The sequence below is a fragment of the Pseudomonas sp. GM79 genome (assembly GCF_000282495.1).
Lineage (GTDB): Bacteria > Pseudomonadota > Gammaproteobacteria > Pseudomonadales > Pseudomonadaceae > Aquipseudomonas.
Genome location: NZ_AKJE01000049.1, coordinates 32508 through 57536, shown reverse-complemented (window position 1 = coordinate 57536; position 25029 = coordinate 32508). Strand labels below are relative to the sequence as shown.

At 57.4% G+C, this 25029-nt stretch carries 27 protein-coding genes; 9 read left to right on the top strand and 18 right to left on the bottom strand.

All coding sequences use genetic code 11. From position 1 onward, the window contains the following. Positions 1 to 143 precede the first annotated feature (143 nt). Positions 144 to 1148, top strand: coding sequence for an AraC family transcriptional regulator (locus PMI36_RS14470; protein WP_008072213.1), 1005 nt, complete (start codon positions 144 to 146; stop codon positions 1146 to 1148). 86 nt (positions 1149 to 1234) lie between these two features. Beyond that, positions 1235 to 1888 carry an MliC family protein gene (locus PMI36_RS14475; protein ID WP_008072212.1) on the top strand — a complete coding sequence of 218 codons (654 nt, stop codon included), beginning with the start codon at positions 1235 to 1237 and terminating at the stop codon, positions 1886 to 1888. A 9-nt stretch (positions 1889 to 1897) separates the two neighbouring features. On the opposite strand, the gene PMI36_RS14480 is transcribed toward PMI36_RS14475, so the two are convergent. Continuing rightward, on the bottom strand, positions 1898 to 3082 hold the full coding sequence (locus tag PMI36_RS14480; RefSeq protein WP_032830447.1) for a patatin-like phospholipase family protein: 1185 nt from the start codon (positions 3080 to 3082) through the stop codon (positions 1898 to 1900). Between the two features lie 155 nt (positions 3083 to 3237). Beyond that, the gene (locus PMI36_RS14485) at positions 3238 to 3738 is read right to left on the bottom strand and encodes an Lrp/AsnC family transcriptional regulator (RefSeq protein ID WP_008072210.1); all 501 of its coding nucleotides are present in this window, start codon (positions 3736 to 3738) and stop codon (positions 3238 to 3240) included. Between the two features lie 120 nt (positions 3739 to 3858). On the opposite strand from PMI36_RS14485, the gene PMI36_RS14490 reads away from it, so the two are divergent. The 3 genes from PMI36_RS14490 (at position 3859) to PMI36_RS14500 (ending at position 7517) form a co-directional block, all read left to right on the top strand. After that, positions 3859 to 4893, top strand: coding sequence for a histone deacetylase family protein (locus tag PMI36_RS14490; RefSeq protein ID WP_008072209.1), 1035 nt, complete (start codon positions 3859 to 3861; stop codon positions 4891 to 4893). A gap of 51 nt (positions 4894 to 4944) precedes the next feature. After that, positions 4945 to 5970 (top strand): ornithine cyclodeaminase, encoded by a 1026-nt coding sequence (locus PMI36_RS14495; RefSeq protein WP_008072208.1) that lies wholly within the window; start codon positions 4945 to 4947, stop codon positions 5968 to 5970. A gap of 125 nt (positions 5971 to 6095) precedes the next feature. Next, positions 6096 to 7517, top strand: coding sequence for an amino acid permease (locus PMI36_RS14500; RefSeq protein WP_008072207.1), 1422 nt, complete (start codon positions 6096 to 6098; stop codon positions 7515 to 7517). Between the two features lie 130 nt (positions 7518 to 7647). Here PMI36_RS14500 and PMI36_RS32005 read toward each other — a convergent pair whose 3' ends face one another. After that, positions 7648 to 7989, bottom strand: a complete 342-nt coding sequence (locus PMI36_RS32005; RefSeq protein WP_008072206.1) for a hypothetical protein — start codon at positions 7987 to 7989, stop codon at positions 7648 to 7650. 236 nt (positions 7990 to 8225) lie between these two features. Further along, complete coding sequence (locus tag PMI36_RS30635) at positions 8226 to 8525, bottom strand: general stress protein (protein WP_008072205.1); 300 nt, start codon at positions 8523 to 8525, stop codon at positions 8226 to 8228. Positions 8526 to 8815: 290 nt separating this feature from the next. Here PMI36_RS30635 and PMI36_RS14510 point away from each other — a divergent pair, with 290 nt between their 5' ends. Next, entirely contained in the window at positions 8816 to 9373 is a 558-nt protein-coding gene (locus PMI36_RS14510) for an ATP-dependent Clp protease proteolytic subunit (protein ID WP_007900348.1), read from the top strand. Positions 9374 to 9405: 32 nt separating this feature from the next. On the opposite strand, the gene PMI36_RS14515 is transcribed toward PMI36_RS14510, so the two are convergent. The 4 genes from PMI36_RS14515 to PMI36_RS14530 form a co-directional block, all read right to left on the bottom strand. Further along, positions 9406 to 9690 carry a hypothetical protein gene (locus tag PMI36_RS14515; protein ID WP_008072204.1) on the bottom strand — a complete coding sequence of 95 codons (285 nt, stop codon included), beginning with the start codon at positions 9688 to 9690 and terminating at the stop codon, positions 9406 to 9408. Positions 9691 to 9805: 115 nt separating this feature from the next. Continuing rightward, the gene (locus PMI36_RS14520) at positions 9806 to 10636 is read right to left on the bottom strand and encodes a DUF3618 domain-containing protein (protein WP_008072203.1); all 831 of its coding nucleotides are present in this window, start codon (positions 10634 to 10636) and stop codon (positions 9806 to 9808) included. Next, positions 10633 to 11076, bottom strand: a complete 444-nt coding sequence (locus PMI36_RS14525) for a phage holin family protein (RefSeq protein ID WP_008072202.1) — start codon at positions 11074 to 11076, stop codon at positions 10633 to 10635. Before PMI36_RS14525 ends, PMI36_RS14520 begins: the two co-directional genes overlap by 4 nt. After that, positions 11076 to 11717, bottom strand: coding sequence for a hypothetical protein (locus PMI36_RS14530; RefSeq protein ID WP_008072201.1), 642 nt, complete (start codon positions 11715 to 11717; stop codon positions 11076 to 11078). The genes PMI36_RS14525 and PMI36_RS14530 overlap by 1 nt, the downstream gene beginning before the upstream one ends. A 360-nt stretch (positions 11718 to 12077) precedes the next feature. On the opposite strand from PMI36_RS14530, the gene PMI36_RS14535 reads away from it, so the two are divergent. Beyond that, entirely contained in the window at positions 12078 to 12509 is a 432-nt protein-coding gene (locus PMI36_RS14535; RefSeq protein ID WP_008072200.1) for a nuclear transport factor 2 family protein, read from the top strand. Between the two features lie 259 nt (positions 12510 to 12768). Then, on the top strand, positions 12769 to 13548 hold the full coding sequence (locus tag PMI36_RS14540) for a carboxymuconolactone decarboxylase family protein (protein WP_008072193.1): 780 nt from the start codon (positions 12769 to 12771) through the stop codon (positions 13546 to 13548). A gap of 170 nt (positions 13549 to 13718) precedes the next feature. On the opposite strand, the gene PMI36_RS14545 is transcribed toward PMI36_RS14540, so the two are convergent. Further along, positions 13719 to 14195: a (R)-mandelonitrile lyase gene (locus tag PMI36_RS14545; protein WP_081499272.1), complete on the bottom strand. Its 477-nt coding sequence runs from the start codon at positions 14193 to 14195 to the stop codon at positions 13719 to 13721. Positions 14196 to 14352: 157 nt separating this feature from the next. Here PMI36_RS14545 and PMI36_RS14550 point away from each other — a divergent pair, with 157 nt between their 5' ends. Next, complete coding sequence (locus PMI36_RS14550) at positions 14353 to 15246, top strand: LysR family transcriptional regulator (RefSeq protein WP_008072187.1); 894 nt, start codon at positions 14353 to 14355, stop codon at positions 15244 to 15246. Between the two features lie 333 nt (positions 15247 to 15579). Here PMI36_RS14550 and PMI36_RS14555 read toward each other — a convergent pair whose 3' ends face one another. From PMI36_RS14555 to PMI36_RS14595, 9 genes are all read right to left on the bottom strand, one after another. Beyond that, entirely contained in the window at positions 15580 to 15882 is a 303-nt protein-coding gene (locus PMI36_RS14555; RefSeq protein ID WP_008072186.1) for a hypothetical protein, read from the bottom strand. Positions 15883 to 16228: 346 nt separating this feature from the next. Then, positions 16229 to 17737: a tripartite tricarboxylate transporter permease gene (locus PMI36_RS14560; protein ID WP_008072185.1), complete on the bottom strand. Its 1509-nt coding sequence runs from the start codon at positions 17735 to 17737 to the stop codon at positions 16229 to 16231. 24 nt (positions 17738 to 17761) lie between these two features. Further along, complete coding sequence (locus tag PMI36_RS14565) at positions 17762 to 18253, bottom strand: tripartite tricarboxylate transporter TctB family protein (protein ID WP_032830430.1); 492 nt, start codon at positions 18251 to 18253, stop codon at positions 17762 to 17764. 1 nt (position 18254) lies between these two features. Beyond that, positions 18255 to 19220 (bottom strand): tripartite tricarboxylate transporter substrate binding protein, encoded by a 966-nt coding sequence (locus PMI36_RS14570; protein WP_008072183.1) that lies wholly within the window; start codon positions 19218 to 19220, stop codon positions 18255 to 18257. A gap of 233 nt (positions 19221 to 19453) precedes the next feature. Continuing rightward, positions 19454 to 20761 (bottom strand): dicarboxylate/amino acid:cation symporter, encoded by a 1308-nt coding sequence (locus tag PMI36_RS14575; RefSeq protein ID WP_008013247.1) that lies wholly within the window; start codon positions 20759 to 20761, stop codon positions 19454 to 19456. Positions 20762 to 20954: 193 nt separating this feature from the next. Further along, the gene (locus tag PMI36_RS14580) at positions 20955 to 21692 is read right to left on the bottom strand and encodes a peptidase (RefSeq protein WP_008072182.1); all 738 of its coding nucleotides are present in this window, start codon (positions 21690 to 21692) and stop codon (positions 20955 to 20957) included. A gap of 80 nt (positions 21693 to 21772) precedes the next feature. Next, on the bottom strand, positions 21773 to 22570 hold the full coding sequence (locus PMI36_RS14585) for a transglutaminase family protein (RefSeq protein WP_008072181.1): 798 nt from the start codon (positions 22568 to 22570) through the stop codon (positions 21773 to 21775). Next, complete coding sequence (locus PMI36_RS14590; RefSeq protein ID WP_007902296.1) at positions 22567 to 23517, bottom strand: alpha-E domain-containing protein; 951 nt, start codon at positions 23515 to 23517, stop codon at positions 22567 to 22569. Before PMI36_RS14590 ends, PMI36_RS14585 begins: the two co-directional genes overlap by 4 nt. 3 nt (positions 23518 to 23520) lie before the next feature. Further along, complete coding sequence (locus tag PMI36_RS14595; protein ID WP_007902297.1) at positions 23521 to 24930, bottom strand: circularly permuted type 2 ATP-grasp protein; 1410 nt, start codon at positions 24928 to 24930, stop codon at positions 23521 to 23523. Positions 24931 to 25029: the final 99 nt, after the last annotated feature.

The following is a 25029-nucleotide window of genomic DNA, read 5'->3' as shown; positions in this document are numbered from 1 at the left end:
GCAACGAGCAATCCCCATCTGACGATGCAGGCACGATGGGACGTGACGCAGTGTCGCGCAGCTGCCGGCGTTCACCTTGACTTTGCGGGACATCCACCTGCTAAGCTGATAAATCGCTGTCCCGACTTGAGAAATCATCATTCATGAGTGGCCTTGTTCGCAGTGCCAGCTTGACCAACTACGCTGAAATAGCCCGATCGCTACACGTTGATCACCTGGAGCAATTGCGCCTCGTCGGCCTCGACCACCGATGCCTGCTTCAACCGGATTTGAAGATTCCCAACGAAGCTGTAGCACGTCTGCTCGAAAATTCGGCGCGTGAAGCGGGTGTGGACGATTTTGGCTTGCGCATGGCCGAAACCCGCAAGCTCTCCAATCTGGGGCCTCTGGCGCTGCTGTGGCGTGACGAACAGACGATCCGTTCGGCCATGGAAGCGTTCCGCGACTTCCTGTTCCTCCACAATCAGGGGCTGGTGTTGAATATCGAGGAGAGTGGCGGCGTGGTGGTTTTGCGCATGGAACAGGTCACAGTGGGAAACCTGCCGGTGCGTCAGGCGATGGAACTGTCAGTGGGGGTGACCCACCGCCTGCTGAAAACCTTGCTGGGGAACCACTGGCACCCTTCAATAGTTTGTTTTCGTCACGCAGCGCCGATGGACGACAGTCGACACCGCCGCATATTCGCCACCTCCGTGCAGTTCAATAGTCTGATGGATGGCATCGTTTGCCGCAGTACCGATCTGGACAAGGCACTGCCCAGTGCCGATCCGGACATGGCCCGTTATGTTCATCAGTATCTGCACAGTATCCGCGAAGAATCCAAAACAGCTTTACTTGAAAAGGTGCGCCAGATGATCTGGATAGTGCTGCCCACGGGCCATTGCTCGGTGGAACAAGTGGCGGCCAATTTGGGATGGGACAGGCGAACACTGCATCGCAAGCTTGCGCAGGAGGGGGAAACATTTTCCTCGCTGCTGGATCAGGTGCGTGCAGAGCTGGCAATGCGTCACCTGGCACATTCCAATCAACGTTTGAGTGAGATAGCCGGGGTTCTGGGGTTTTCCGAACTTAGTGCCTTCTCCCGCTGGTTCAGCCGGCACTTCGATTGCAGTCCATCAACCTGGCGAGCTCGCCAGTCCAATCTGTAATACAGCCTTATACTGCGATACACCCAATGCGAGCAAATAACTGTTCAACGGATCAATAGATCTCACAGCAATCCGGGTATCAGGTAATGAATCAGCCCAACATGAAAACGCTCACCTGTCTGTTCGTTGCCAGCGTGTGCGCGGCGACGAGCACCTGTGCAAATGCTTCGCCCATCTTCCACACCAGTTTCGACTGCGCTACGGCAAGGGCGTTTGTCGAAAAGCTGATTTGTCGCGACCCACAACTGCTGCAAATGGACATCGAACTGACGCGTCTTTATCGCCTGGCGATCACCGACAATCATTCAGTACCGCGTCCGGACAAAATCATGATCGACCAGCAGTTCTGGATCGACGCCCGCAATCAGTGTGCCTCCGACCCTGCGCCCAAGGCGTGTACGGTCCGACAGTATGCCGAACGCGCGCACCAACTGCGTCAAGGCTCGGTCATTGCAAGAACCAAGGATCCAGACAGACTCACCGAAGGCCCGCTGGCGTTTCGGTGTACAGGGTTTAATGCGCTGCTTGCGGCCACTTTCTTTAACACGCAGCCTGGTGTCGTGTACCTGAAATGGGCGAACAGCTCGATCACCCTGAGTCAGGTGCAGAATGCTTCGGGAGCCCAATACACCGGCAAGGATTCCCAAGGAAACTACAGCTTCTGGCAAGACGGCAACGCGGTGCTTTTCCAGAAGCCGGGCTCAGGGGAAATGAGTTGTACGGCCGAGCCGATCGGCTGAGACCGTCTCTCACGTACTCGGCGATTTATGCCACGGATAGCCTTTGGCACTGAGTTCAAAGGCGTATTTGAACAAGCGCTTCATGTACTCGCCATCGAATTTATGGAGGCGAGAAACATGGAAATCGGAGCCGATGTACGCCAGATTGAAGTCCGCCCCATCCTGCTGGGCAATTCGGTAAATTCGATCCAGATCGCTGATCCCTTGAGTCTGGATCAATGCGCTGATGGCACGACCGCCAATGCTCAAGGTTCGGCGCTTCGTTCCGGACCATTGCAGTTCCAGTTTGCCGTTGCGAATCACATAGAAATGCCGTTCACGGCGCAAACGCGCCCCCGGCACCTGGTTCAGCGCCATCACGGTGCCGGGTGGGTAAAGGAACACTTGCGTAAGGACACCTCCGTCCACGTGCATTTCCTGAAACGGGTGGCCGTTAACGTCCACATCAATCATGACGGGTGAGACGGCACCGGGAATACTCATCGACGCGACCATGATGTTGCGAAACAGCTCGAGCGCTCCCGGTGCATGGCTGGAGGCAATAGCCCCCATGTTCCAGGTGACCGGGCGCCCCGAATCAAGGTCGGTGGTACCGATCATCAGGAGCCGTCCCTTGGCGTATTCCGAGGCGATCGCCGCAAGAATCTCGGCAGTGACGTGCTGTGCAATGAGCCGCGACAGTGGCTTGCTGTGCGCCATGCCATCGCTGGTAAGACGGGTCAGCAAATTGCGCGCATGGAAAATGTCTTTTGGACCGACTGCATTGCAGATACGCACAATGACATCGTCGTACTGTGGCCCCAGGTAGGCAAACGGGGCGACCAGGGCGCCAGCGCTAATGCCGGTGACGACTTTGAACACAGGTCGAGTCCCATGCAGGGTCCATCCTGCAATGATACCCCCGGCGAATGTGCCAGCGTCGCCGCCGCCCGAAACGGCCAGCAAATTTGCCCGCGGCAGCATGTCATTTGGTAGCCCTGCGCTGGCGAGCACCTCAGCCTCTCGAAGGTTGGCCAGGCTCACATCCCGAATGAACGGCGTCAGGTCCTGGTCCAGCCAGTAGCGAGCATCTGGAATGCCCGGGATCAGCGCTTTTTCCGTTAACGTTGGCGGCACCGCATCACGCCGTTGCAGGCATGCTTGACGCAACATGTTCAGGGTTGAGGCGCTAGGTCTGAGCTGGAATGGTTTCAACACGCCTCCTCCGGCCCCTGCAATTGACAGCGCCCGTCACGCACACTCGACACAGCCATGACCAGTCTCAATGGCGAGTGGCCTGAACATCTTTCATGCTAGCGCAAGCAAAAGCAGTCATGAGGTTGGCGGGACGTCCGGTCTGTAACGCCCGTTTACTGCTTTGTCCGCCCCGGAATGGCGATACGACTGGTCGTTTTGACCTCACGCAACGCAAGACTTGACTGGATAGAGGCGATACCGAGTTGTCGTCTCAATACGCTCTCGACGAAGTCACTGTAGCTATCAAGATCCTGAGCCAGTACTTGCAAAAGGTAATCGGCATCCCCCGTGATCTTGTGGCAAGACAAGACCTCGGGGAGCTGCATGATGACGGCTTCAAAGGCTTCGGGGGTGTGGTCAGTGTGCGTGGCAAAGCGAATATGCACGAACGCCATGATGTCCAGCCCCAGCTTGCGCCGGTCCAGGTTTGCCTGGTAATCCTTGATCACTCCCTCCTCTTCCAGTCTCTTGCGCCGCCTCCAGCATGGAGTCAGGCTTAGCGAGAGGCGTTCACTCAATTCGGCGTTGGAAATGCTGGCGTCTTCCTGCAACAAGGCAAGGATGGAAAGGTCGGTATCGTCAAGCACGGCGCGATGAGTAATTTTTTTCTTCATTCTGTAACTAACCGAAAAATATTCCCGATTACGCTAGCAGAGCGAGAACAAAAAGCAAAGAAAGTGCATCCGTACCAGAACAAAATATTGGCACTGGACCACCATGACGGATGCGTATAAATGCTTACAGTTTTCAGCGATTCCCATCGCTTGCACCATGGGACCGAATTAAAGGACGGCGTTCTAAAACCTTCTTTCGAACAGCCAAGCCGAGCGGATACCGTTCGCGACCGAGTCCAACACGTTGGGCTCGGCGATATCATCGTCCCGCGAACGTTTGACCGGGCGTGCTACGTCAATGCACACAGTGAGCGCTATGTTTCCTTTCTGGAAACCGCTTGGTCCGAATGGACGGCAACAGGTCGGGAGCATGACGCCCTTCCCCTGGTCTGGCCGGTACGCGACCTGTCCAATGAACACGTCCCCGCGTTCATTGATGGCAAGCTCGGTTTCTTTGCCATGGATGCCGGTTCGCCGATCACCGCGACCACTTGGGATGCAGTCAAAACCAGCGCGGACATTGCCCTCACCGGCCTATCGTTGATCAACGAAGGCCATAACAGTGCCTTTGCCCTGTGTCGTCCGCCCGGACACCATGCTGCTCGTGAGTACATGGGAGGCTACTGCTACCTGAATAACGCGGCCATTGCCGCGCAACATGCACTCACCCAAGGTGCTAAACGTGTCGCGGTGCTGGACGTCGACTTCCATCATGGTAACGGAACGCAAAACATCTTCTATAACCGCAATGATGTGATGTTTGCCTCTCTGCATGGAGAGCCGTCGGTTTCTTATCCTTATTACTCAGGTTTCAGTTCCGAATGCGGCACCGGTGCCGGCGAAGGTTATAACCTGAATTATCCGTTACCGAAAAATACCACGTGGCAGAGTTACCAGAACGCCCTGATGCATGCCTGCAAAAAACTTCGGAGCTTCTCGCCTGAGTTGCTAGTTATTTCCTTGGGTGTCGATACCTTCAAGGACGATCCGATCAGCCATTTTCTTCTGGAAAGTGATGACTTCTTTGGCATGGGTGAAATTATCGCCACTGTTGGCGCCCCTACGCTCTTCGTCATGGAAGGTGGATACATGGTCGATGAAATCGGTATCAATGCGGTCAACGTACTTCATGGATATGAGAGTAAACAATCCTGAGTTTTGAAGACCGATATAACCCCCTCGACTTACAGTTCAGAGAGAACACAGATGACTCTATTCATAGACGTTGATCATGCGGCGACGCTTTTTCGAAAAATCGGAATCGGTAATGCCATCAGGGAAATGGCGCTCTACATCAATGCCGACTATTGCCGTTGGGCTGACTTTGATAAGTCCCCACGTACGGCCAATCACTCCGATTCCGGGGTCATCGAGTTGATGCCGACCGACGACGGCAAGCAATATTCATTCAAATATGTGAACGGCCACCCCGCCAATGCCAGCAACAATCTGCTGACAGTCATGGCCTTTGGTGTTTTGGCGGACGTTGATAGCGGATACCCCACAGTCCTCAGCGAACTCACCCTGACCACCGCGGTTCGCACAGCGGCAACGTCCGCCCTGGTAGCCCAGTCCTTGGCACGCAAGGGTTCGACACGCATGGCCATTATCGGAAATGGCGCCCAGAGCGAATTCCAGGCCATTGCCTTTTATGAAATGCTCGGGATCAACGAGGTGCGGATATTTGATATCGACAGCGCTGCTTCATTGAAACTGAAACAAAACCTGGAAAGCTATACCGGCATCAATGTCACCGTAGCCGCCTCGGTGCACGAAGCCGTCAAAGGCGTTGATATCATCACCACCGTCACAGCAGACAAGGCCTACGCGACAATTTTGACACCCGACATGATCGACCCTGGCATGCATATCAACGCGGTTGGCGGTGACTGTCCCGGGAAAACCGAACTTCATGCCGATATCCTGCGCAACGCCCGGATCATTGTCGAGTTTGAACCGCAAACGCGCATTGAAGGCGACATTCAGCAACTGGACGCTGACTTTCCTGTCATCGAATATTTCCGCATCGTTCGGGATAACGAACCAGGCCGAGAAAGTGACACCCAAGTCACGGTGTTCGACTCAGTGGGGTTTGCGCTTGAAGACTTTTCTTCACTTCGTTATTTGCATGACCAAGCTGGCAAATACGCGATCGGTGAAAAAATCCATCTTGTTCCCACACCCGCCAATATAAAAAACCTGTATCAGCTGATTGAGGGTAACGCTAACTGATTAACCGCTATTGCAAGAGTGCGAACCAGCACCCTGACCCGGCAAGGCGCAATACATACAACAATAAAGCACACGCACTATTTTTCTGCCAAAACTCAAAAAACATAAAATCAAGAGGTTTTGTGATGAAATCAGATACGCATGAAATAACTGAACAAGCCGTATTACAGCGCACACTCAGCAATCGCCACATTCAACTAATGGCCATGGGCGGCGCCATTGGCACGGGGCTGTTCATGGGCTCCGGCAAGATCATCGCCCTGTCCGGCACCTCGATCATACTTATCTATATGATCATCGGTCTTTTTGTTTACTTCGTCATGCGTGCCATGGGAGAACTGCTTTTATCTAACCTGAACTTCAAAAGCTTCGCTGACTTTGCCGGGGCCTACCTCGGCCCTCGTGCGGCCTTCTTTCTCGGTTGGTCATACTGGTTGAGCTGGAGCGTGGCCGTTGTGGGAGATGCAGTAGTCGTTGGGGGCTTCTTTCAATACTGGTTCCCTGATGTACCGGCCTGGATCCCCGCCATCGGCATGATGCTGACCCTGTTTGCCTTGAATGTACTCACCGTCAAACTGTTCGGCGAGGTTGAATTCTGGTTCGCGATCATCAAGATAATCGCCGTCGTCGCGCTGATCTCCGTCAGTGTGCTGCTGATTGCCAGCTCCTTCGTCTCACCCACGGGAGTCACGGCTTCCCTGACGCACCTGCTGGACAAGCAGGCCGCTTTCCCCAACGGCCTGTTCGGCTTCTTCGCCGGCTTTCAGATGGCGATCTTTTCGTTCGCGGGCACAGAGTTAATCGGCACCGCGGCAGCCGAAACCAGGTCGCCCGAAAAGACGCTGCCCAAAGCCATCAATTCCATACCGCTCAGGATCATCCTTTTTTATGTTCTGTCCCTGGTCTGCATCATCGCGGTGACCTCGTGGCAGCAGGTATCGCCCAACAAAAGTCCCTTTGTCGAACTGTTCCTGATCGCGGGTTTTCCAGCGGCGGCCGGCATTGTCAACTTTGTGGTGCTGACCTCTGCGGCGTCATCCGCCAACAGCGGCGTCTTCTCGTCCAGCCGCATGTTGTTCGGCCTGGCCGACCTGGGTAATGCACCCGGTATTTTCAGACGGCTGTCGAAAAACAGCGTTCCGCTCATTAGCCTGGCCTTCACGACCTTTCTGATGCTGCTGGGGGTGCTGCTGCTGTTCATCATCCCTGAAGTCATGACTGCTTTTACCATCGTGTCGACGGTGTCGGCCATCCTGGTGATCTTTACCTGGTCGACCATCCTGGCGTCTTACATTGCTTATCGCAAAGCAAGGCCCGACCTGCATGCGCAATCCCGGTACAAAATGCCTGGAGGCGTGCCGATGGCCTGGTTCTCCCTCGCATTTCTCGCATTTGTGTTGTGCCTGCTGGCTCTTCGGCCAGACACCCGTCTTGCACTGTGCGTGATGCCTGCATGGTTCATTTGGTTGGCCATCGCCTACCAATTCTCACATTTCAAGAGCAGGAACCAGGCTAGTCACGCGGCAAGGTCACTTCTCAAAGAATGATCCATTGCTCACCAGACCCTGCACGCAAAAACCTGCACGCAAAAAAAAATCCCGTGACCGAATGAGGCACGGGACAAAAAATTGGTTGGTTGCGGCCAACCAAAGGAGCATTTTTAAAAGCGGTTACCGGTTACAGGCATTCCTGCGCGGCACGTTCGAAACTCGAAGGCATGAAGTTCGATGCCAGCAAGTGGCGCTCATACAAAAACACCTTGCCGCCATTCGGGGCCTTGTAGGCTTCGAGAACGTTGTCTGCCGCGACTTTGCTCGGCACTACGATCCGGTAGCTGCGCTGGGTTTGCGAGACCGTCGGGTTCAGTGCGCTGCCCTGCAACTTCGGTATCACGCAGTCGGCGTATTCGGCAGGCGTTTTTTTCGTCTGCAAGGTCAGCGTCGGGTCGTTCGGCGCGGAGGCGCAACCGGCCAGCAGCAAGGAGGCGAAAGTCACGGCAGGAACAAATAAAGGGCGCATCGGTGAAGTCCTGAAAATAAAAAGTCTGGTTCATTGAGCAGCGTCTTCGATGGGGGCGATTTTCCGCCTTTGCCCAACAAACCAGAACTTGCGTTTCTTGATTGTCACTATTACTTGAACCAATAGTTGCGGCCAGATCACTCCTGATGATTTCAGGAAACTTGGCGGCGACAGGAATCTGACCTGGATAAAACCAAGCCCCGCCAAAAGCGGGGCTTGATGTATTTCACTCGGCATCAGGGTTTACGCCCGCCGCCGGGATATTGCCCTCCTCCTTTTTTGCCTGCGTCAGATGATTTCTCTCTGTCTTCGACAAAGCTGTCTGGGCGTCCTCCTCCCTGTCCGCTGCCAGAACGATTGGTATCACTGGATTGACGGCCCCCTGAGGCCTGTCCACCTTTTTTGCCGGCATCGGAGGAGCGTTGCGGATCGTTCATCATACCGCCGCCCGACTCCCCGCCTTTTCTACCGGCTTCGGAGGCTTTTCCAGGGTCATTGGCAAAATTGCCTGGGTTCTTGTTTCCGGTGTTAGCCATTTCCATTCTCCTCATTGTTATTCACGAGCCTTCGTCGTCGGCTCGTCTAATTCCGAGGTTTTCTGCGATTGAAAGTTTGAACTGATCTGTCGCTCTTGCGACAAGCGGATCGGGATGATTAGTTCCAGAAAACTGCGGATGCGGCGACTAATGGGTGTGAGTAAAACGAGTATAAAAATGAGTTGCGCTTATACAAATTGATGAAAGAAAAGCGCGTTGAGGTCTGGCATCATTCAAGCAGTTACGCTGAGCTATCAGCTCTCTAATTTATCCTGTGTGGAGGTACGTCGATGACCGAGCACATCGTCCACTTTCATTGCCAGATTGATCAGGGCACGATGGAACGCTTCAGGGACTGCTGCCTCGACGCCATCGACCAGGGCGCCTCCTCCTTACTGCTGAATCTCTCCACCAGCGGCGGCAGCACCAACTTTGGTTTCGCCCTCTACACCTTCCTTAAATCCCTGCCGGTGCCGCTGTGCGCGATCAATGCCGGCAACATCGAGTCGATGGGCATCATCATGTACCTGGCCGCCGGCCGCCGGATCACCGCGCCCCATTCGCGGTTTCTGATTCACCCCATGAATTGGTACTTCAGCCAAAGCTCGGTCGACCATCAACGGCTGCGCGAATACCTCTCGAGCCTGGATAACGACCTCGCGCGGTATGTGCAAATCTTTGCCCTGGAAACCGCCCACGCGGATACCAAACTGGACATTTTCCATTGCCTTTCAGCGGAAGAAAAAGTAATTGCGGCGCATGAATCCCTGGCCTACGGAATCGCCCACGAAATGCATCAGATGGTGTTTGCCGATAACGTCAAACACTGGAAAATCAGTGGCGGCTGACGCGCGTTCGAGACGGCCCCGATACCGATACGTCAGGTGCCCGGAATGGGGTGAATATCCAGGGTCATTCCGTCACTCAATGTGAGTTTCAAATTCTTGATAGTGCCGGCCACACGGTCCTTGAACACCGGCTCGTCTTCGGGATCAAGTACATCGTAGATAAAGCGATTGCCCTCAAGCCAGCCGATGGCCGTTTGCAGTTCGGGCGCGAGGTAATACTTGCCGTCCAGAAAAAAACCGGCAAACGGTTCTACCCTTTCCCGGTTCTCGATTTCGTAACGCACACCTGGGGTCATGCCTGTGGATTCATCAATCATGATGCGTACCTCGTCATGGTGTCTGATCGTGGAATCCCGCCTGTTTCAAGGCGTCGACAAACCGGGCTCGACGGGACGTCTGTGCATCAGACCTCCCGCCTTGCCCTGATACCTGTCAAGAAGTCCCCAAGCCACGTGACAGATCGGCCGGAGTTTCGGACGCGGTCTTGCGCATCTCGCCCGTTTCTCCCGCGATTGACGCGTGGGGCTCCGTGGTTTCCATCACCTTTTCGCGCACCGCCTCATAGCCCTCCCGTGCTTGCTGTTTGACCTTGCCGGTGAGGCTTGCGCTGGTCCTGCCCAGATAGCGACGTTCCGTTGCGGTAGTGGGTAACGCCGCGCCCAGCAACGCTCCCACCGCGATACCCATCGCCGCCATCAGCAGTGGTTGCTCCTTGAGCAGATGACTGAACTGGTCGCCCATTTCATGAGTCCTGCGCGCCAGGCGATCACCGGTGTCATGGACGGCGTGACTGAGGTGATCGGTCTTCGCATGCAGGCTATCGCTCAGGTGCGCGGCCTTACCCTTGACCGCCTGATAGCTGTCCTTGAGCGAATCCGTGGTGTTGTGCAGACGCTGTCGGGCGCTGTCCATGCCATCGGCGAGCCCTTCGGCCAAGTCATCGGTCCAGTCGACGTCCGGCTCCGGCTCGACGCGATATTCCCGGGGCGTTGGCGGGCGATTCTGGCTCATCATCAACCACATCAGGCCGACCGAGGTCAGCACCGCGGGCACGGGATTGTTGCGCACGCTGGTGCCCAGATTGGTCAGGAAAGTCGAGCCGTTGCTTTGCATCAGCAGCAGTGCCTGATCGAACATCTGGCCAGGGGTAAACTTGCTTTCCAGCGCGTCGACGATATGCCCGATGTTCTCCCGTTGCGCATCGATTTCACGCTCGATGGTTTCCGGGCTCTTGGCCGCTTCGGTTTCGAATTCTCGCTTCATGACACTTTCCTCCGCAGGGCTTCCTGGTCTTTATTCAGCGCGCCCAGGGTGCGATCAGGCTTGAAGTGGGAAGGCTCGAATTGTTTTTTGCCTGCCTGCAGCATCACGAACCCGATGACCATCACCACGACGCCGACAATCAGCGCAGCCAGCCAGGGCGCCATCACCAGGCTCAAGGCATAGACGACCGCCATCAGCACAATGATGAACCCGGCGAGCAGCACAATGGCGCCGCCGGCGACCCCGGCAATCCCTGCTTTCAACGTCGTCAGGCTGGCCTGCAATTCCACCTTGGCCAACGCCAGTTCCTTGGTGAATAACGCCGGTACTTCCCGAGTTAACTGCCGCAATAAACCGACCACGGAAGCGTCATGATCAACCGTCGTGACAGACGGTGTGACGGGTGGTGTGGGTTGCAGTTCTGGATCGTTTCTGTTCATCACCGTTCTCCTGAGAAGGGGCTGGACCCTGGCATTGAGGAACTGTCGCCACGATGGTCGGGCGCGCTCGGCGAGGACGGCGTGATGCTAGAGGCCAACCCGGGCGACAGCTCGCCTCCGGGCGGCATCGACGTTTCATAAAGTCCTTGCGAGCCATCGCCAGTGAACGTGGCAGTGCTGCTCTGGGCAGCGAACTCACGATCGGTGGTTGTCGGCAGAGTCGTCGTGCCCGCTTTCAGGAACCGCGACAAACCGAACCCCACCGCGATGCTGCCGACAATGAACAACCCTGGATTGTCGCGTGCCAGGTCAGCGCCATCGTGCAAAAGCTCTTCGGCACTTTTGCGGCGCAGTTTTCCCGCCAGGCTGCTCATGCTGTCGGCCATGTTCGCCAGGTAGTCGGACATCCCGAACGTATCGTTCGTCCTGATCTCGGAAACGACTGACTGGGCGCCTCTGGCCAATGCTTCAATCTGATCCGCTGCGGTATCGCGGTATTGGCCGAACTGCTCATCGGCCTGATGCCGAGCACCGCCTATCGCTTCGGTAACCTCCTCCTTTAAATGCTGAAAGTTTTGTTCGGAGCCTGCGGGATCCCGAGGGGCATCCGGTTGTCCGGTCCTGCTGTCTGGAATAGTCATGTCATCCCTCGCCTTCGTAATGAACACGTCAGGAAGTGGCCGCGGTGTGCCCGCGGTGGTGCTTCATTGCAGATGACGAGGGTGTCTTGCAGGGAGTTCCAAGCAGATGATGAAGTGATAAAGCACTACTGGTACTCGCGAGGGCGGAACCTGTGGGAGCGGGCTTGCTCGCGAAAGCGATGTGTCAGGCGACATCAATGTTGAATGTGCCGCCGTCTTCGCGAGCAAGCCCGCTCCCACAGGATTGCGTTTCATTGACTGACTGGATGCATCCCGCAACAAAAATCTGCTAAGTTGTACGATGACCGACGAGATGCGTGCCTCTTGTCTGTCATCCCTATAACAACAAGGAAAATACCCATGAAAAAAACGAAATTGCTTATCGGCTTCTTGTGTCTCTTCAGCGGCTATGTGATGGCAGCCCCCTCCTCGGGTGAGAAGGATGTCGCCGTAGCGGTAGACCATCTGACTCAAGCCATGCTGCACAAGAACATTCCCCAACTGAATGCGCTCACCGCTGAAAACCTTACCTACGGCCATTCCAGCGGGAAAATCCAGGACAAGAAAGCGTTCATCGCCGACATCGAAACCGGAAAAAGCGCTTTCAAGACACTGGAAATGCAGGGCCAGACCATCACGCTGTCGGGTGATGTGGCGTTGGTCCGGCATCATTTTTCGGCACAAGCCATCAAGGGTGAAGAAATCGTTCCCACGGAAATCGAGAACTTCCAGATCTGGCAGAAACAGAAAGGCAAATGGCTACTGGTAGGACGACAAGCGTTCCGTTTCTGATTTCTGTCAATTAAACATTGGCAGCCCGAAAAGATCGCAGCCTTCGGCAGCTCCTACGGATTTTCGTACGACTCCGATTCCTGGGGTGTACCCGGTCGGCGTAGAAGCTGCCGAAGGCTGCGATCTTTTCGGGATCAATTGATGAGCCCACCTCATGACTCCATTCGGCTTATTGGCCTTAATCGATCTATCCAGCCTCTCTAGTATGTGAAGGATGAGTGGCTGCCATCCGGCGCCAGACAATCTGGAGGTCGAAGTGATGAAGCTGTTCGCTGCCACACTCGCCACGCTGTTCTTTTCCGCTTGGGTCGAAGGCAATCAGGGGAGCGCCAAACCCGCGCCCAAACCTTCCCCGGATGTTCAGGAAGTGACGCCTCAGCTCTACACGTATACGACTGAACTGCTGTTCGGCGAGGTCTGGAAACGCCAGGAATTGGCACCTCGGGATAGAAGCCTCATCACGATTGCCGCGCTCCTGGCCAACGGGCAATCCGCGCAGCTCACGGGGCACTTCAATCTGGGGCTGGACAACGGCCTCAAACCCAGCGAAATCAGCGCCCTCATCACCCATCTCGCGTTCTACTCAGGCTGGCCCAACGCAATATCGGCCGCCGGCGTAGCGAAGAAAGTATTCACCGATCGAGGCGTGACCGCCGAACAGATCCTGCCCCCGGCATCAGAGCCCCTGACACGGGATGAGGCCAGCGAAACCAAACGCAAAGCCGCCGTCGAAGCGTCAGTCGGGGACGTAGCGCCACAACTGGCCGAGTACACCAATGACGTTCTGTTTGGCGATCTGTGGCGCAACGCAGACCTGACGCCAAGGGACCGAAGCCTGATCACCGTGGCGGCCCTAACGGCCCAGAGCCAGGTGGCGCAACTGCCCTTTCACTTGAACCGGGCAATGGACAACGGCCTGACCCAAACCCAAGCCGCCGAGGTCATCACGCACCTGGCGTTTTACGTCGGCTGGCCGAAAGCGATGTCTGCTGTGCCTGTCCTGAAGGACGTATTCGCATCACGCAAAGCCCAAGGATGAAAGGCTAACGCGATTCCATGTGGGAGCGGGCTTGCTCGCGAAGGCGGTGTGTCAGGCGAGATCAATGTTGACGGTGCCGCCGTCTTCGCGAGCAAGCCCGCTCCCACAGGTTCCGCACTGCCATTGATCGACGCGCGCCTGAAACAGCCCTCTGTTTCAGGCGCTCAGGGTTATTGCGCTTTACCGTATTGCGCCTCGCTGACCTGTTCCATCCACTCCACGACTTTACCGTCCAGCACTTCGGCGATGGCGACGTGGGTCATGCCGGTGGTCGCGGTCGCGCCATGCCAATGCTTCACATGGGGAGGAATCCACACGGTGTCGCCCGGCTTGATCGATCGGATCGGTTGATCCCATTCCTGGACCCAGCCAGAGCCTGCGGTGACGATCAAAGTCTGGCCCAGCGGGTGGGTGTGCCACGCCGTGCGAGCGCCGGGTTCGAAAGTGACCGTGCCGCCGCTGACCCGGGCCGGTGCAGTTGCTTTGAAAGGTGCATCGACACGAACCGCGCCGGTGAAATAGTCAGCCGAACCTTTCGCTGAAGGTTGGGAGCCGTTTGGGGTCACCGTCAGCATTGGGGTTTCCTGTGCCTGTGCGTCAAAGGCAAGAAGCGAAAGCGAGAGCGCTGTAGCGGCAAGGTTTTTCATGACAGATCTCTCTCGAGTCGTTTGGAAAGCGTGGCGAATGTGCGGGCCGTCATGCGACCACACGCCATTGCCGGGCAAATGCTTTGCCAATCTAGCAGCTGAGCATTCTCCGGATTAGCCACTAGAATTCGAATATACCTATGAAAGGGACTCATCAATGCTTCGGGAAAACGCCAACGACTTACTCGCCTTCCTCGCGGTGGCGCGTGAGCGAAGCTTTACCAAGGCTGCGGCCAAGCTGGGGGTTTCCCAGTCGGCGTTGAGTCATACGGTTCGAGCGCTGGAAGCTCGATTGGGGCTGCGCTTGCTGACCCGCACGACGCGTAGCGTGTCGCCGACAGAGGCCGGTGAACACCTGCTGCAAACGGTCGGCCCGCATTTCGAAGAAATCGAGATTGAACTGGCGGCACTGAGCAACCTGCGCGACAAACCGGCCGGCAAAATCCGCATCAACGCGATGGACCATGCGCTGGAATTTATCCTGTGGCCGGTGTTGAAACCGTTCCTGCTCCAGTACCCGGACATCTCGGTGGAGGTCTGTTGCGACTACAGCTTTGTCGACATCGCGGCCCAGGGTTTCGATGCCGGTGTGCGGTTGGGTGAGGACGTCGCCCAAGGCATGATCGCCACCCGCATCGGGCCGGATATGCGCATGGTGGTGGTGGGTTCGCCGGCGTACTTTGCCAACCGTCCAAAGCCCATCACACCTCGCGACCTGACCGAACACCAATGCAACAACCTGCGGCTGCCTACTAATGGCGGGCTGTATGCCTGGGAGTTTAAGAAAGGTGAGGAAAGCCTGAATGTCCGGGTATCGGGTCAGGTGACGTTTAATGGCGTGTATCAGCTTCTGACTGCGGCGCTGGATGGATTTGGCTTGAGTTGCCTTCCCGACGACATCGTCACGTCCCATATTGCGGCAGGTCGGCTGGTGCAAGTGCTGGACGACTGGTGCGCGCCATTTGCCGGGTTTCACCTCTACTACCCGAGCCGGCGTCAGGCATCGCCGGCGTTTGCGTTGTTGGTGGATGCGCTGCGTTATCGGGGGTGAAAGCTGTTTCCCACAAACACTGCAAACCGTTTGTGGCGAGGGGGCTTGCCCCCGTTCGGCTGCGCAGCAGTCGTAAAATCAGCGCTCGTGGTGTACCTGAAATAATGCGGTGTCAGTTTTGGGGCTGCTTCGCAACCCAACGGGGGCAAGCCCCCTCGCCACAAGGTTGTGTGCAAGATGAGGGCGTGTCAGGCGATGGTTATGCTGGATTTGCCGGCCTCTTCGCGAGCAAGCCCGCTCCCACACTGGATTTTCTGTGAACACATTATTTGTGCACACCAGCGATCAAATGTGGGAGCGGGCTTGCTCGCGAAGGCGTCCGTCGCTACACCGCTAAACAGCAGCCTTGAACCCCTCCTCCCGCTGCAACGCGCGAGCCTGAATCACATCCAGTATTGCGCAACCTTCACGCGTCAGCAGGTGCACCGCCCGGGTGATACGGGTCAGGTCGCAGTCGGAAATACCTTTGAGATTGAGGCTGGACAACGTGTCGGTCAGATCGCGAACCACGGTGAAACGGTGCATGGCGCAAGCGGCCATGTCGCTGAGTTCTTTGTGGGTGTTGATGAAGAGCACCGGGTTATCGGCGTCGTAGGTGTCGATGGGGAGGTAACGGGGCATAACTTGATCGAACATCGATGTAACTCCTGTAATTAGAGCTACCACCATTCGCGGCCAAACGGAAAAGGTGGCAGCCGTACGCGGGTTGGCCGACCGGACTACAGGAACCCCGGCACACCCGAAGGTGTCCCACGCACAGCCGCCATAACACAACGTTTCAGACGTGAATCGCCTGAAAGGTGTTGGGTAGCTGGACGTTCCTGTATCCGACCGGCCAAGGTCGTTCGCGGTGTTTTCCGCGAGCACGAACTATAGGGGTCGATACCGAAACGCGGCAACAGGGTACGTTGTAGGAAACGTCTTGGAAAGTTGTGCGCCACAAAGTTGATCGTTCCTACTATCGCGTGGGAACGATCGGCACTCAATCATCCTCATGCAATTTGATCCCGCGTTTATGCAGCAAATACGGAACCAGCAACACCAACAACGTCAACACCAGAACCGACGCCGCAATCGGTTGCGTCACAAACACCATCCAGTCGCCCTGGCTGATGGACAAGGCGTTGCGCAGTTGTTTTTCCGCCATCGGGCCCAGCAGCATGCCGACGATCACCGGGGCGACGGGGAAATCGAAACGCCGCATCAACACCCCCGCCCAGCCGATGCCCAACATCAGAAACAGGTCGAACGTCGAGTGGCGCATGCCGTACACGCCGATGGTGGCGAATACCAGAATGCCGGCGTTCAGGTACGGCCGTGGAATCTGCAAGAGTTTGACCCACAGGCCCACCAACGGCAGGTTCAGCACCAGCAGGATAGCGTTTCCGATGTACAAAGAGGCCACCAGCGTCCAGACCAGTTCACCCGAGGTCTGGAACAGCAGCGGCCCCGGTTGCAGGTTGTAGTTCTGGAACGCAGCCAACAGGATCGCCGCCGTGGCGGAGGTCGGGATGCCCAGCGTCAGCAGCGGCACCAGCGAGCCGGTCGCGCTCGCGTTGTTGGCCGCCTCCGGCCCGGCGACGCCTTCGATGGCGCCCTCGCCTTTGCTGGCGGCAAACTCTTTCGGGTACTTGCTGAGTTTGCGTTCGGTTGAATAAGACAGGAACGTCGGAATTTCCGCGCCACCGGCCGGAATCGACCCGAATGGAAAACCGATCAAAGTGCCCCGCAGCCACGCGGGGATCGAGCGTTTCCAGTCGGCACGGGTCATCCACAACGAGCTCAAGCGGTTTCGGCGGGCCGTTTCTTCCTTTTGGTAGAGCACGCTGTACAAGGCCTCACCGACGGCAAACAAGCCCACCGCCACCAGCACCACTTCGATGCCATCGACCAGTTCGGGCACCTCCATGGTGTAGCGGGCAATGCCCGAGGTCGAGTCCAGGCCGATCAAGCCGATGGTCAGCCCGATGCCCAATGAGGCAAAGCCGCGCAGCATCGACGCACCGAGCACCGCCGACACGGTGGTGAAGGCCAGCACCAGAATCGCGAAATACTCCGCCGGCCCGAATTTCAACGCCAGCGTGGCAACGAGTGGCGCAAACAACGTCAACAAGATCGTTGCGATGGTGCCGGCCACAAATGAACCGATAGCGGCCGTCGCCAAGGCCGGACCTGCCCGCCCGTTGCGGGCCATGAGGTTGCCTTCCAGGGCCGTGACCATGGAGGACGATTCTCCCGGGGTGTTGAGCAGAATCGAGGTGGTGGAGCCGCCAAACTGAGCACCGTAATAGATGCCGGCGAACATGATCAGCGCGCCGGTAGGATCGACCTTGGCGGTGATCGGCAGGAGTAAGGCGACGGTCAGCGCCGGCCCGATTCCCGGCAAAACACCGATCGCGGTGCCCAGCAGGCAGCCGATAAAACCCCACATCAGATTGATCGGCGCCAACGCGGCACCGAAGCCGGTTGCCAGACTTGCGAGAATGTCCACCTTGTCGACCTCCTTGGGCCCGGATCAGATCCAGGCGTTGATCAAGGGCGGAAGGGAAACCCCTAGCCCGGCGGTGAAAAGCCAGTAAATCGGCAGCGTCAGGGCGATGCCGATGGCCAGGTCCCGCACCGGGCTGCGACTGCCAAAACCCCGTGCCGAGCAAGCAAATAGCAATGAGGCGGCCAATACGAAGCCGATGTAGGTAATGAGCAAGGCAACGCCTACAAGCCCCGCCGTGACCCAAGTCGCCCCGGCCTTGCCGCCGGGCTGAGCCTGCGTGGTCTCATGGTCGTCGGCAAGATTGCGAAAACCACCGGTGAGCGCCTGATAGCACATCAACAGACCGACGACGCCCAGAAACGCCGCGACGGCGTAGGGATAGACGTACGCTGCCATGATGACGAAGCCCATCTCGGGAGGAAACCGCGAGGCGCCGAACGCCAATACCGCGCTGATGGCGACGACACCTAAGCCAATCGCCAGTTGGGCCGGCATGACTCTCCAGCGCCCGGCCATCTCAAAGCAGCCCGACCTTGACCAGCATCGCGCGCAGGCGCCCGTGCTCTTCTTCGACGAATTTACCGAAATCATCCCCGGTCAAAATACTCGGCGACCAAGCATTGGTTTTTACGTTTTCTTGCCATACGTTGCTTTTGGTGGCGGTCAGGACGGCTTCGGTCAGTTCTTTACGTTGCTCGGGCGTCAGGCCCGCTGCGCCGTAAACACCCCGCCAGTTGCCGATCGTCACGTCATAGCCAGCCTCTTTGAGGGTCGGTGCATCGATGCCTTCAACGCGGTTGGGCGCGCCGATGGCGAGTAAGCGGAACTGCTTGGACTGGACGTATTTGGCGAGCTCGGCGTAGCCGCCGGTGATCACCGTGATATGGCCACCCAGCACCGCAGCGACGACTTCGCCGCCACCGGCGAAGGCGACGTAGTTCACCTTGTTGACAGGGACGTCCATTTTGCTCGCCAGTTCGGCGATGCCAATGTGGTCGATCGACCCCTTGGAGCCACCACCCCATTTGATACTGGACGGGTTGGCTTTGAAGTCTTTGAGCAAGTCGCCCAGGGTTTTGTACGGCGAGTCGTCACGCACGGCAATCACGTTGTATTCGGTAAACAACCGGGCGATCGGTGTCACATCTTTCAAGGTGATTTGCGGCTTGTTCTGCTCGATGGCCGCGACCATGATCGCGCCAACCACAATCAGGGCATTGGCATCGCCCTTGGTGCCGTTGGCAAATTGCGCCAACCCCAGGGTTCCACCTGCCCCGCCCTTGTTTTCGAAGGTTGTGGACTTTGCCGTTTTCGCCTCGACCATGGCTTTGCCCAGGACGCGTGCGGTCTGGTCATAACCACCACCGACTGAACCTGGGGCCATGAATTTGACGGTGTCCAGCGCAAAAACCGGTGAGGCGAGCGCGGCGGCGGTAACTAAAACGGCGAGGTTGCTGCTGAATCGACGGGCCAATGCAAACATGAGTCGTCTCCGGATAGCTGTTCTTGTTGTTTTCGATCAGGGAGGAGCCCCTGTTGGTTGAACATGCGTCTGGGAATAAGCGTAGGTCATAGTTGTGTTTGTTGGTGTCCTTTCAATCAACCGGATGGCAATGACCGATAGCCCCGCGCAATGAGCTGATGTCCCGCGGGGCTGGCACCAAAAGCAGATCAGAAACGCAGGGGCATTATTCTATTAGGCTGCACGCCCGCGTTTCAGGCCTTTACCGGGACCGCCGATACCACCGCGTCTTCAAGATCCAGCGTTCTGGCGTGAGCCTGGGCCTCTTCTTCGCTCATCAGTTCGCCTTCCCATTTGGCGACCACGGCAGTGGCAATGGAGTTGCCCACCGCATTGGTTGCCGAGCGCCCCATATCGAGGAACGTATCGACCCCCAGAATCAGTAACAGCCCGGCCTCGGGAATATTGAACTGGTTCAGCGTCGCGGCAATCACCACCAGGGACGCCCGCGGTACACCGGCCATGCCCTTGGAGGTCAGCATCAGAATCAGCAACATGGTGATCTGGGTACCGATGGACAACTCGATGCCGTAAGCCTGGGCGATAAACAGCACTGCGAACGTGCAGTACATCATCGAGCCGTCGAGGTTGAACGAGTACCCCATCGGCATGACAAAACTGGAGATCTTGCGCTTTACACCAAAGCGATCGAGGGCCTCGAGAATTTTCGGATACGCCGATTCGGAGCTCGCCGTGGCAAAAGACAGCAGGAAGGCTTCCTTGATCAACACCACGAGCTTGAACACCCGCGGTCCGAGAAACAGCAGGCCAGCCAGCACCAGCAGCCCCCACAGCAAGAACAGCCCCAGGTAAAAATCGCCCATGAAGACGGCGAATTTCAACAGGATTGCCAACCCGTTCACCGACACGGTCGCGGCCATGGCGGCCATCACTGCAATGGGTGCCAACTTCATCACGTAACCGGTGATTTTCAGCATCGCGTGGGACAACTCTTCGATCAGACCCACCAGGCGCTCGGCCTTTTTGCCCAGCGCCGCCAGCGCGACGCCGAAGAACATGGAGAACACCACGATCTGCAGGATTTCGTTGTTGGCCATCGCCTCGGCGAAGGATTTGGGTACCAGGTGGACGACGAAATCCTTCAGGGTGAAGGCTGACGTCGCAAGGTTAGTGTGGGCACCGATATCGGGCAGTGGAAGGCCGAGGTTGTGGCCTGGCTGTAGCAGATTGGCCATGACCAGTCCCAGCACCAGAGACACCAACGAAGCCGTCACGAACCAACCCAGAGCCTTGGCAAATACGCGCCCGACCGACGCGGCATCGCCCATATGCGCGATACCCACCACCAGCGTCGAGAACACCAGCGGCCCGATCAGCATTTTGATCAGACGCAAAAAGACATCCGAGACAATGGAGATGTACCCCGCTACTTTGGTCGCCGATTCCTTGTCCGGAAAGTTGATGAACACCATGTAACCGATAAGGATCCCCAGGGTCATGGCGATCAGAATCCATGCCGCAGCCGGTAATTTGCTCTTCATAAAACACCTCCATGGGTTTAACCCAGTTCCAATTGCCTCAATGGCAGCGATTCATTCGCAATAGGTTGATCCATGCACTGAACGACTTTTATCCGCTCAAGTGCGCTGAACCGGGCAGCAAGCAAACCGCCCTTGAATCGGGGCGGTGCTTGAACAAGAGGTGAATCGTTATTTTTGTTATCAGCCGACTACGTCATGCAGGCATCATGTACACGTCGGGAGGCTCAGGCAGAGCAGCGAGCATGTCTTGCAGTCCGGTAGCCCACTGCGCACGGATACGATTGAAGTAAGGGTCGTCGGCCGTGATGCGGTAACTTTTCGCGCGGGTAAAACTGTCTTTGCGGTACACCAGCAAGTCCAGCGGCATGCCTACCGACAGGTTGCTGTGCATGGTCGAGTCGAACGAGATCAGCCCGCAGCGCAGGCCTTCGTCGAGTGAGGTGCGAAACTTCAGGTTGCGATCCAGGATCGGCCTGCCGTATTTGCTTTCACCCAATTGCAGGAACGGCGTGTCTTCAGTCGCTTGAATGAAGTTGCCTTGCGGGTAAATGCTGTACACGTCCATGGGCCCGTCCGCGATTTGCCCACCGACCAGAAAGGAACAACTCAAGTCGGTCTTGCCCGCCAACTTGGTGCGATCCCGGGCGACGACTTCGCGAATGGTTTCGGCCACCAGCACGGTGGCGTCATAGAGCGTTCGGACATTCAACAGATGGGTACCCGACCCGCTCGCGCGCTGCTTGAGCAGGTTGACCACCGATTGCGACGTGGCCAGGTTGCCCGCGGTTTGCAGCACGATCAGCCGCTCTCCTGGCGTGCTGAAAATAAACAGCTTACGGAAGGTTGAAATCTGGTCGATACCGGCATTGGTCCTTGAATCGGAGATGAACACCAGCCCGTCGGCCAGGTGCATAGCGACGCAATAAGTCATTCGTGTTAACTCGTGAATTTGAGATGAGAGGCCATACCGTCTCCACGACGGTATGGCCAGTTGCTGCGACTGACTCGGGGTTATTGGTGTTGAACCTGAAACAGGGACGTTACCTGTACCCGAGCCAGCATCGACTCAGCCCCGCCGCCACGACGCATACCGCGTACCGGACAGGCGTCCAGGTAGTCCAGACCCACCGCCAGTTTCAGATGGCGTTCGGGCCGGGCCAACCGATTCGTCACGTCGAAGCTGTACCAGCCATCGTCGAGCCACGCTTCGGCCCAGGCATGACTGGCCAAGTGATTTTCATCTTCGGTACACAGGTAGCCAGAGACATAACGCGCCGGAATCCCCAGGCTGCGGGCACACGCCAGGAAGGCGTGGGTGTGGTCCTGGCACACCCCTCCTCCGCCCGCAAACGACTCGGCTGCGGTGGTATCGACCGTGGTCGCACCCGGGTTGTAGACCATGTGGTCGGCCAGACCATTCATCAGGTCGATCAGCGCCGTCCGATCACGCCGCGTACCGCAGTGCTGCACGGTAAAGGCATTCAGGGCATCGTCCAGTTTTGTCAGGTGACTGGTGCGCAAAAATGGCAAAGGCGATTGGCTGTCGCGTTCAAACTCACGGTCCGGATCGATTTCAACCTGACCATAAGCCGTCAGCACCAGAGCGCCGTGGGGCTCGTCCATCGTCAACACATGCAGGATGTTGCCGTAAGGATCGAACTGGCTGCGGACCAGGCGCGGCAATTCCAGGTGCCATTCGAGGATCCGCTGGCGATCGCTGTTCTGCGGTGTCAGCCGCAGGAACTGGATGCTGGTGCAGACTTCGTCGGCGTAGCTGTAGGTGGTGTCGTGGCGTATGGACAGTTTCATACGACCTCCAGATAAGACTCGTGCACGGTCTGACCAAGATGGCGAACCTGGGAGATGAAATCAGTCAGCCACAGGTGCAGACCGAAGCCGAGAATCTCATCGATCCCGGTGTAACGCAGCCGCGCATTCAGTTCGGCGGCCAGGCGTTGGGCCGGTCGGCCGTTGTTACCCGGCAAGCTGGCGAGGATCTGGTCCAGTTCCTCGATGCAAGCGTGCAGCGAACGCGGCACATCGCCGCGCAACAGCAGCATCTCGGACACCTGCTCGGCGCCGGGCGCATTGCGGTAGATCTCGTTGAACGCCTCGAAGGATGACAAGGCGCGCAGTAAGGCACTCCATTGGTAGTAGCCTCGCGCAGAGTTGTCACTCACCTCCTCCGACTCTTCGCCGAACATTTCGTAGCGCGCATCCAGCAGGCGCAGAGTGTTGTCGGCCCGTTCAAGGAAAGTACCCAGGCGGATAAAGCAGTAGGCATCGTTGCGCATGATCGTGCCCGAGGTCGCCCCACGGAACAGATGCGAGCGCTCCTTGACCCACTCGCAGAAATGACTGATGCCGTAGCGACCCAGGCCATTGCTGGCGATATTGCGCATCTCCAGCCAGGTGGCGTTGATGTTCTCCCACATGTCGGCGGTGATGCGTCCACGCACCGCGTGAGCATTGGCCCGAGCGGCCTGCAGGCAGCAATAAATGCTGCCGGGGTTGGTTTCATCCAGCGCGAAGAAGTGCAGCATGCGCTCGGTATTGAGCTCGCCATAACGTTCGTTGTAATCGTCCAGTGTGCCGGCGGCGAGCAGCGACATCGCCAGCTCGGCGCGGCCATCGGTGCGCCCGGCGTGGGGCATCAGCGACAGCGAGTAACTGACTTCGAGCATGCGCGCCAGGTTTTCGGCGCGCTCCAGGTAACGGGACATCCAGTAGAGGTCCGAAGCGGTTCTTGAAAGCATGTCTTAGTCCTCCACTACCCAAGTGTCTTTGGTGCCGCCGCCCTGAGACGAGTTCACCACCAGCGAGCCTTCGCGCAATGCGACGCGGGTCAGGCCACCGGGCACCAGACGGGTTTCGCTGCCCGACAGTACAAACGGGCGCAGATCAATATGGCGTGGAGCGATGCCGTTTTCGACAAAGGTCGGGCACGTCGACAGGCACAGGGTGGGTTGGGCGATATAGGCTTCGGGGCGTGCCTTGAGACGCGCGCGGAAGTCCTCGATTTCCGCCGCCGTGGCTGCGGGCCCAACCAGCATGCCGTAGCCGCCGGAACCCTGGGTTTCCTTGACCACCAGCTCGGGAAGATGGGCCAGCACGTGGGACAGCTCTTCGGGTTTGCGACATTGCCAGGTCGGCACGTTCTTGAGGATCGGTTCCTCGCTGAGGTAGAAGCGGATCATGTCGTCGACATAGGGGTAGATCGACTTGTCGTCGGCCACACCGGTGCCGATGGCGTTGGCCAGGACCACGTTCCCCGAGCGATAGGCCGCCACCAGCCCCGGGACACCCAGCATGGAGTCTGGATTGAAGGACAGCGGATCGAGGAAGGCATCGTCAAGGCGGCGATAGATCACATCCACCTGTTTCGGGCCGGCGGTGGTGCGCATGTAGACATGATCGTCGCGCACAAACAGGTCGGCGCCTTCGACCAGTTCCACGCCCATTTCACGGGCCAGGAACGCATGTTCGAAGTAAGCGCTGTTGAAGCGGCCCGGGGTCAATACCACGGCCGTGGGGTTGTCCAGGGGGCTGGAGCTCTTGAGGGTGTCCAGCAGCAGATTGGGGTAGTGATCGATGGGTGCCACACGCTGGGCGGCGAAGAGTTCGGGGAACAAGCGCATCATCATCTTGCGGTCTTCGAGCATGTAGCTCACACCGCTGGGGGTGCGCAAGTTGTCTTCCAGTACGTAGTAACTGCCATCCCCGTCGCGGACCAGATCGACCCCGGAGATGTGGGCATAGATGCCGCGGTGCAGATTCAGGCCCTGCATGGCGACCTGATAACCCTCGTTGGCCAACACCTGTTCGGCCGGAATAATGCCCTCCTTGAGAATGCGTTGCCCGTGGTAGATGTCGGCCAGGAACATGTTCAATGCCTGGACCCGTTGAATGCAGCCACGCTCCACCGTTTGCCATTCGCGGGCGGTGATGCTGCGTGGAATGATGTCGAACGGAATCAACCGCTCTGTGCCCTGCTCGTCCCCGTATAAGGTGAAGGTGATGCCGGCTCGGTGGAACAACAGGTCGGCTTCGCGACGACGTTGATCCAGCAACTCCAGAGGTGTGTCCGCCAACCAACGTGCGAACTCCTGGTAATGTGGGCGGCAGCCACCACTCGCATCATACATTTCGTTAAAAAAAGCTCGGGACATACCCCACTCCTTGCCGCAATACAGACGGCATTTTCTTATCACTTTGCTATTTCAATAAAATAAGGCCTTACGTTGTTTTAGTGAGTACTGTTTCTGTTG